Raw genomic sequence first — 6,000 nt, forward strand, 5'->3', positions numbered from 1 at the left:
TAGAGAGACTGTATGATCCCTATATATGGTTTTTCCCCTTAGGTTGCTATTTGGCATTGAATCAGCTATACTATTTTTACTGTGCTAGACGGGGAGGTAGCGGTGCCCTGTAACTCGCAATCCGCTGTAGCGAGGTTGAATTCCTGTTAGCGGTACTGTGATGTGAGGTCTGGCTTTTACACGTGGTGTTGAGAGTCGGGTCCTTCGCAATGGATGCTCATGAACCCGGTCAGGTCTGGAAGGAAGCAGCCGTAAGTGAGATGTTTCATGTGCCGAGGGGTTGCCTGATTTGAGCTAACGATAAGAGTTCGCTTGTATCACTTTATCAATAACAGGTGCACGGTGTAATCATACCGTATATGTAAGAACACATAACCGAAACGCCAGCAATCAGGGCGTTTTTCTTTTGCATGTAGCAGGAAAAATATGTATATATAGAGAATCTTTATACAATACCTACATGAACTGATGCCGCTCGATGATGTTCGATGAGAAAACCTCTATCGAGGCTATTCAAAGATGTGCGACCGCTATTCTACCCCGCAAAGTGACGATAATCTTCGAAGCTAAATCCGTCCACATCGAGCTTTGGCTCGATTGGCGTCTAAACTTACCGTTTACAGCGATCATGCTTCCTGATTTACTTCGATGAAAGTTTAGACATTACTTTGTGGGGACCCCGAGAGATGAAGGTTTTATCGCCAGATAGAAAGATGTTTTCGGAGTCCGAAAACTTATACTTTCTATTGTGGTAAGAGAAAGTGAAGGAGCTGTTGACATGCCCATTCATTCGCCTCAGATGTACTCGGTATCGATGAACGAACTGCGCAAATTGTTCAATCACAGCATACAAATCGGTATGGTTATGGTTGATGAAGATGAGAAGTTGTTACTCGTCACAGATCAGCTTTTGAAAGTTTCAGGTTATTCCGCAGATGAAATTACCGGTGTCCCCTGCCCTCAATTTTTCAAAATGAGGGCTGCTTTACGTGAGTTATACGAATTTCATTTTAGAGATGAAGCGGCTGTCGGGGAGTGGCCCCATGGTTTTCTATTAGGGAAAAATGGAGAAATGATCTACTTTCAATTTTCGATGCTCAAGCTCCAGTGTGAGGGGAAATGTATATATTTATTATCTTTTAAAAATAAAGAAGAAGGAACAGAGTTAAACTTGCTGCAGCGTTTCTCAGATGCCTTTTTGAAAGATATCAATTTAGGCGTGTTATTAATTAATATGGATTATCAACTTGCTGACATTAGTGATCGTGCTTGTCAAATGCTAGCCATGGAGAAAGATCATATCCGCAACAAGTCACTGGATGAGATTTTTGCCTCAGTGCCCAGTCAGCACCAACTCGTGCAGCGAACGATCCTGAATGGAGTGATTGTCCGCAATCACGCCGTTTCTTGGACGAATAATCAAGAACGGTTTGATTTGTTACTGGATTCAAATGTATTGAAGGATAGTCAAGGGAACATTGTGGGGGCATACATTATTTTCAAAGATGTCACCAATATGCGCTCTCTGGAACAAATGGTTCAGCGAAGTGATCGTCTTGCGATGATCGGGCAAATTGCCGCAGGAACGGCGCATGAAATCCGCAATCCACTGACATCAATCAAAGGCTTCTTACAGATGCTCCGACGTACATTCGGTGATCGTGGCATGGACAAGGAACAGAACTTTACAGATGTCATGCTAGAAGAGATTGATCGGATTAATGCACTAGTGAATGAGTTTCTGATGTTGAGCAAGCCCAAGCATGTGGCCTACGAGCGTATTTATGTGACGGAGGTCCTGCGTGGCATCGTGCCGATTATTCAGAACGAGGCGGTCCTCTATAACGTTCAACTTCACTATGAGGCTTCGACCCACCTCCCTGATGTGACTGCAGATATTGAACTGTTGAAGCAAGTTTTCTTGAATGTATGCAAAAATGGGATCGAAGCTATGCCCGACGGTGGGAAAATGACGATCTCGGAGCGTGTAGACACGATAGAGCGAAATGTGTGTGTGGATATTCATGACACGGGTACGGGGATACCGATGTTCGTCATTGATAAAATCTTCGATCCCTTCTTCACGACGAAGGATACGGGCACGGGACTAGGGCTCTCCGTATGCCAGCGCATCATTCATGATATGGGCGGGAAGATTCGTGTGGCTTCCAAGGGCTTTGGAACGACATTTACCATCGCGATTCCCTATATGTGATCCTCTATTTCATCCCTTGGAGCGTTATAGTATAATGAATACAGTCAATCCACGCAGGGATTATTGGAGAGGAACACTATGGCACACATTGCTTTGTATCGTACATGGAGGTCGCAGACGTTTCGTGATGTTGTCGGACAGCGGCATATCACACAAACACTGCAGAATTCTTTGCGGGAAAATCGCCTAACCCATGCTTATTTATTTAACGGACCCCGTGGGACGGGTAAAACAAGTACAGCCAAAATTTTAGCCAAAGCCATCAACTGTTTGAACGGCCCTTCGGAAGAGCCATGCAACCAATGTTCTGCCTGTGAGCGTATCACCGAAGGCGCAGTAATGGACGTAGTAGAGATCGATGCGGCATCTAATCGTGGTGTAGAAGAAATTCGCGATATCCGAGATAAAGTCAAATATGCTCCGACCGAAGTTAGGCAGAAGGTGTACATTATTGATGAAGTGCACATGCTGACAACGGAAGCGTTTAATGCCTTATTGAAGACACTCGAAGAGCCGCCGGCGCATGTCATGTTTATTTTAGCGACAACGGAGCCTCATAAGATTCCCGCAACCATTATTTCTCGGTGTCAGCGCTTCGACTTCCGTCGCGTTTCTATGGAGGATGAGGTAGGGCGTCTACAGTATGTGTGTGATCAAGAGCGCATTTCGATTGATAAAGAAGCTCTTCACTATATAGCAAGATTATCCGACGGCGGGATGCGGGATGCGTTAAGTCTCTTGGATCAGGCAGCATCGTTTGCAACAGGAGAAATACAGCTCGCTGATATTTTGTCGATCACAGGCGGTATTGCTTCCGATCAGTTTAAGAGACTGGTTTCGTATATCAAGGAACAAAATTTGGGGGCTGCCCTAGAGTTAATTGATACCTTCATGCAAGAGGGGAAGAGCGCAGACAAATGCATCGAGAATTTGATTCATTATTTCCGCGACTTGCTGATGGTGCGCATGGTGCCGAATTCACCCGTGATTGCTGAACGCGTTTATGATATGGCAGAACTGAAGGAGATTGCGAGTCACTTCACCCCTAGTGAGATGATGAGTATGATTGAGACACTGAACCATTATCAGAGTGAGATGAAATATTCAGTTCAGCCGCAAACCTTGCTAGAAATCGCCATTATGAAAATTAGTGGAGGCCACCGTGGGGTAGAAGCCAGTTCAGTGGAAGTGGGAGCGCGACAGCCACAAGGTGATATTTTTGCTCAAATGACCCAAAGAATGAAACAACTTGAAGATCAGCTAGCAGTACTGGTAAAATCGGGAGTGAGTGTTGCTTCGGGTGAAAGTGCTAAGCAAGCGCCTGCGGCGAGAGTGGCCGTGGCCTCGGCACCTTCTAAGAAGTCAGGTCTTAAGCTTGATCCTTACTTGAAGGCTTCTGAGAGTCCGGATACGAAGACTGCACTGATGAAGTGGAGTCAAGTGTTAGGTGATGTCAAAGAGAAGAAAATAACCGTTCATGCCTGGTTTGTTAATGGTGATTTGGTGGCTATGCTAGATGATGTTGTTCTTGTTGCATTCAAGAATGATATGCATCGTAATACAACGGAGAAGCCAGAGAATAAAGTCATTATTGAACAAGTGCTTTCTTCTGTATTTGGTAAACCAATGCGCTTGCTGACCTTAATGCGTAAGGAATGGGATGACGCGAAGAGTGACGCGACGCACGCCCCGCCTGAAGAGATGGAATTAGTAGCTGAGGATGGTCGCGGAAACGCGCTCAAAGAAGAATGGATATCCGAAGCCATCCAATTGTTTGGTGAAGATCTAGTAACGATTAAAGAAGACTAACGATAAGGGAGCGAACGATAATGAATAACATGAATCAAATGATGAAGCAAGTGAAGAAAATGCAAGAACAAATGATGAAGGCACAAGAAGAGCTAGGTACGAAAATGATCGAAGGAACAGCTGGCGGCGGTGTTGTAACATGTATCATCAACGGACACAAGAAAGTACAAAGCATCACGATTAAACCAGAAGCGGTGGATCCAGATGATGTTGAAATGCTGCAAGATCTTGTATTGACTGCAGTTAACGACGCAATGTCCAAAGCCGAAGAGATCGCTAACAAAGATATGGGCAAATTCACGGGCGGTATGAATATCCCTGGATTGTTCTAAGACAACCAAGAATCAACGACTCTGTATCATGAAGGAGTACTTCCTTTGTATTACCCCGAACCGATAGCGAAGTTAATCGATGCCTTCTCCCGATTACCGGGAGTAGGACCCAAGACAGCGGGTCGCTTAGCCTTTCACGTTCTTCGTATGAAAGAAGAAGACGTGATCGACTTTGCCAAGTCGCTGGTGAATGTCAAACGGAACCTGCATTATTGCTCCGTGTGCTGTAATATTACCGATGTGGATCCTTGTCGAATTTGTCAGGATAAAAGCCGTGATAATTCCGTCATCTGTGTGGTGCAGGAGCCGAAGGACTTGGTTGCTTTAGAGCGGACCAAAGAATTTGAAGGCTATTATCATGTGCTGCATGGCGCGATATCTCCGATGGAAGGGATTGGACCTGATCAAATTCATATCGCCGAATTGCTCAAACGTTTGGGTGACGAGACGGTGCAGGAATTAATTCTGGCCACCAATCCAAATATTGAGGGCGAAGCAACAGCGATGTACTTATCTAGATTGATCAAACCGTTTGGGTTGCGTGTTACCCGTATTGCCCATGGCTTGCCGGTAGGCGGCGATTTGGAGTATGCGGATGAAGTGACTTTATCCAAAGCCATGGAAGGCCGCAGGGAATTATAAAAGCATACATCTTAAGGAGGGCTGAGAAGCTCTCTTTTTTTCTGCCCAAGAAGTGTAGTAATTGTTCTGAAAGTGCCTCCTTCCCCATATGTATAGATCAACCGAATTGTGGGAGGAATGGAGGTTTGTCTATGAAACCAGCTCTATTAGGCATGCGTGGATTTAAGAGTCCGCGAGCGAAGACGATTAAGGAAGAACTGAAACAGGACAAGATTATGTTGATTCAAGAGATACGTGCTGCGCATCAGACTTGGGTGGCGGCGCAAGCTCACTTTGAATTTGCGGTGGACAAGGATCAGATCGACTATACAATTTATGCAATGGAAGCAGCAGAGAAGAGATTTGAAATGCTTATCAAACAAGCGAAGCGATTAGGGGTAAGTCTAATTGACAGTGATCATTTAATGGAGGTGTAGTGAATGATTCTTAAATATGCCATTTGGGGAGTATTAATACTCTCCTCGCTTATGTTAGTGATGATTGTATTTCGAAGTCGCGGTAGTGGTAGACTAGTAGCATCATTGGGATTAAATATCGTAGTCGCGGCTTTTTTGTTATACATGCTGAATTTATTGAGCGGATATACACATATCGAACTGCCTATTAATACAGCTACTTTAGGGACAGCTACTATATTAGGGATCCCCGGTGTTTTACTGCTAATTGGTGTGAAATGGGCTCTGCTGTAATTGTAAAAATAATACATCAGTTATTGGGTTGACTCGGCTGCGTCATCTGTGTTATCTTATAAAAGTTGCCGCTGAGACATGCGGAAATATAAAAGTAACTTAAGAAAAACAAGTTGCAAAACAAAAGTAACTATGGTATATTGATCTTCCGGCTTTCGAGAGAGAGCAGGTTGGACAAGAGTCATTTGATCTTTGAAAACTGAACAACGAGTGAGTAAGCACAGTCGAGTAATCGACTATAAAAGAGATTGCAAAATCTCGCTAGCTTCAAATGAGCATTTCAGCTTTTCTATTATGGAGAGTTTGATCCTGG

The 6,000-nt window shown here is 44.4% G+C and carries 6 protein-coding genes and 1 other RNA gene; all 7 read left to right on the plus strand.

The window, feature by feature from the left end:
• Nucleotides 1-79 precede the first annotated feature (79 nt).
• The 7 genes from ffs to ASG89_RS12830 all read left to right on the plus strand — a co-directional run bounded on the left by ffs (nt 80) and on the right by ASG89_RS12830 (nt 5,687).
• An RNA gene (gene ffs / locus ASG89_RS35105) (signal recognition particle sRNA large type) lies at nt 80-343 on the plus strand.
• Nucleotides 344-778: 435 nt separating this feature from the next.
• Nucleotides 779-2,215: an ATP-binding protein gene (locus ASG89_RS12805; RefSeq protein WP_321166497.1), complete on the plus strand. Its 1,437-nt coding sequence runs from the start codon at nt 779-781 to the stop codon at nt 2,213-2,215.
• A gap of 78 nt (nt 2,216-2,293) precedes the next feature.
• On the plus strand, nt 2,294-4,024 hold the full coding sequence (gene dnaX, locus ASG89_RS12810; RefSeq protein ID WP_057311094.1) for a DNA polymerase III subunit gamma/tau: 1,731 nt from the start codon (nt 2,294-2,296) through the stop codon (nt 4,022-4,024).
• Between the two features lie 20 nt (nt 4,025-4,044).
• Entirely contained in the window at nt 4,045-4,356 is a 312-nt protein-coding gene (locus ASG89_RS12815) for a YbaB/EbfC family nucleoid-associated protein (RefSeq protein WP_028555044.1), read from the plus strand.
• Between the two features lie 45 nt (nt 4,357-4,401).
• A complete protein-coding gene (gene recR / locus ASG89_RS12820; RefSeq protein ID WP_056621953.1) occupies nt 4,402-4,998 on the plus strand; it encodes a recombination mediator RecR in 597 nt (198 codons plus the stop codon).
• Between the two features lie 131 nt (nt 4,999-5,129).
• The gene (locus tag ASG89_RS12825) at nt 5,130-5,414 is read left to right on the plus strand and encodes a DUF2508 family protein (RefSeq protein ID WP_063867847.1); all 285 of its coding nucleotides are present in this window, start codon (nt 5,130-5,132) and stop codon (nt 5,412-5,414) included.
• Between the two features lie 3 nt (nt 5,415-5,417).
• Entirely contained in the window at nt 5,418-5,687 is a 270-nt protein-coding gene (locus tag ASG89_RS12830) for a pro-sigmaK processing inhibitor BofA family protein (protein ID WP_057311095.1), read from the plus strand.
• The last annotated feature ends 313 nt before the right edge of the window (nt 5,688-6,000 follow it).

Source organism: Paenibacillus sp. Soil766 (assembly GCF_001428105.1).
GTDB lineage: Bacteria > Bacillota > Bacilli > Paenibacillales > NBRC-103111 > Paenibacillus_E.

Coding starts and splice junctions, on each gene's coding strand:
- ASG89_RS12805 (WP_321166497.1), top strand. CDS start 779: ATGCCCATTCATTCGCCTCAGATGTACTCGGTATCGATGAACGAACTG.
- dnaX (WP_057311094.1), top strand. CDS start 2,294: ATGGCACACATTGCTTTGTATCGTACATGGAGGTCGCAGACGTTTCGT.
- ASG89_RS12815 (WP_028555044.1), top strand. CDS start 4,045: ATGAATAACATGAATCAAATGATGAAGCAAGTGAAGAAAATGCAAGAA.
- ASG89_RS12825 (WP_063867847.1), top strand. CDS start 5,130: ATGAAACCAGCTCTATTAGGCATGCGTGGATTTAAGAGTCCGCGAGCG.
- ASG89_RS12830 (WP_057311095.1), top strand. CDS start 5,418: ATGATTCTTAAATATGCCATTTGGGGAGTATTAATACTCTCCTCGCTT.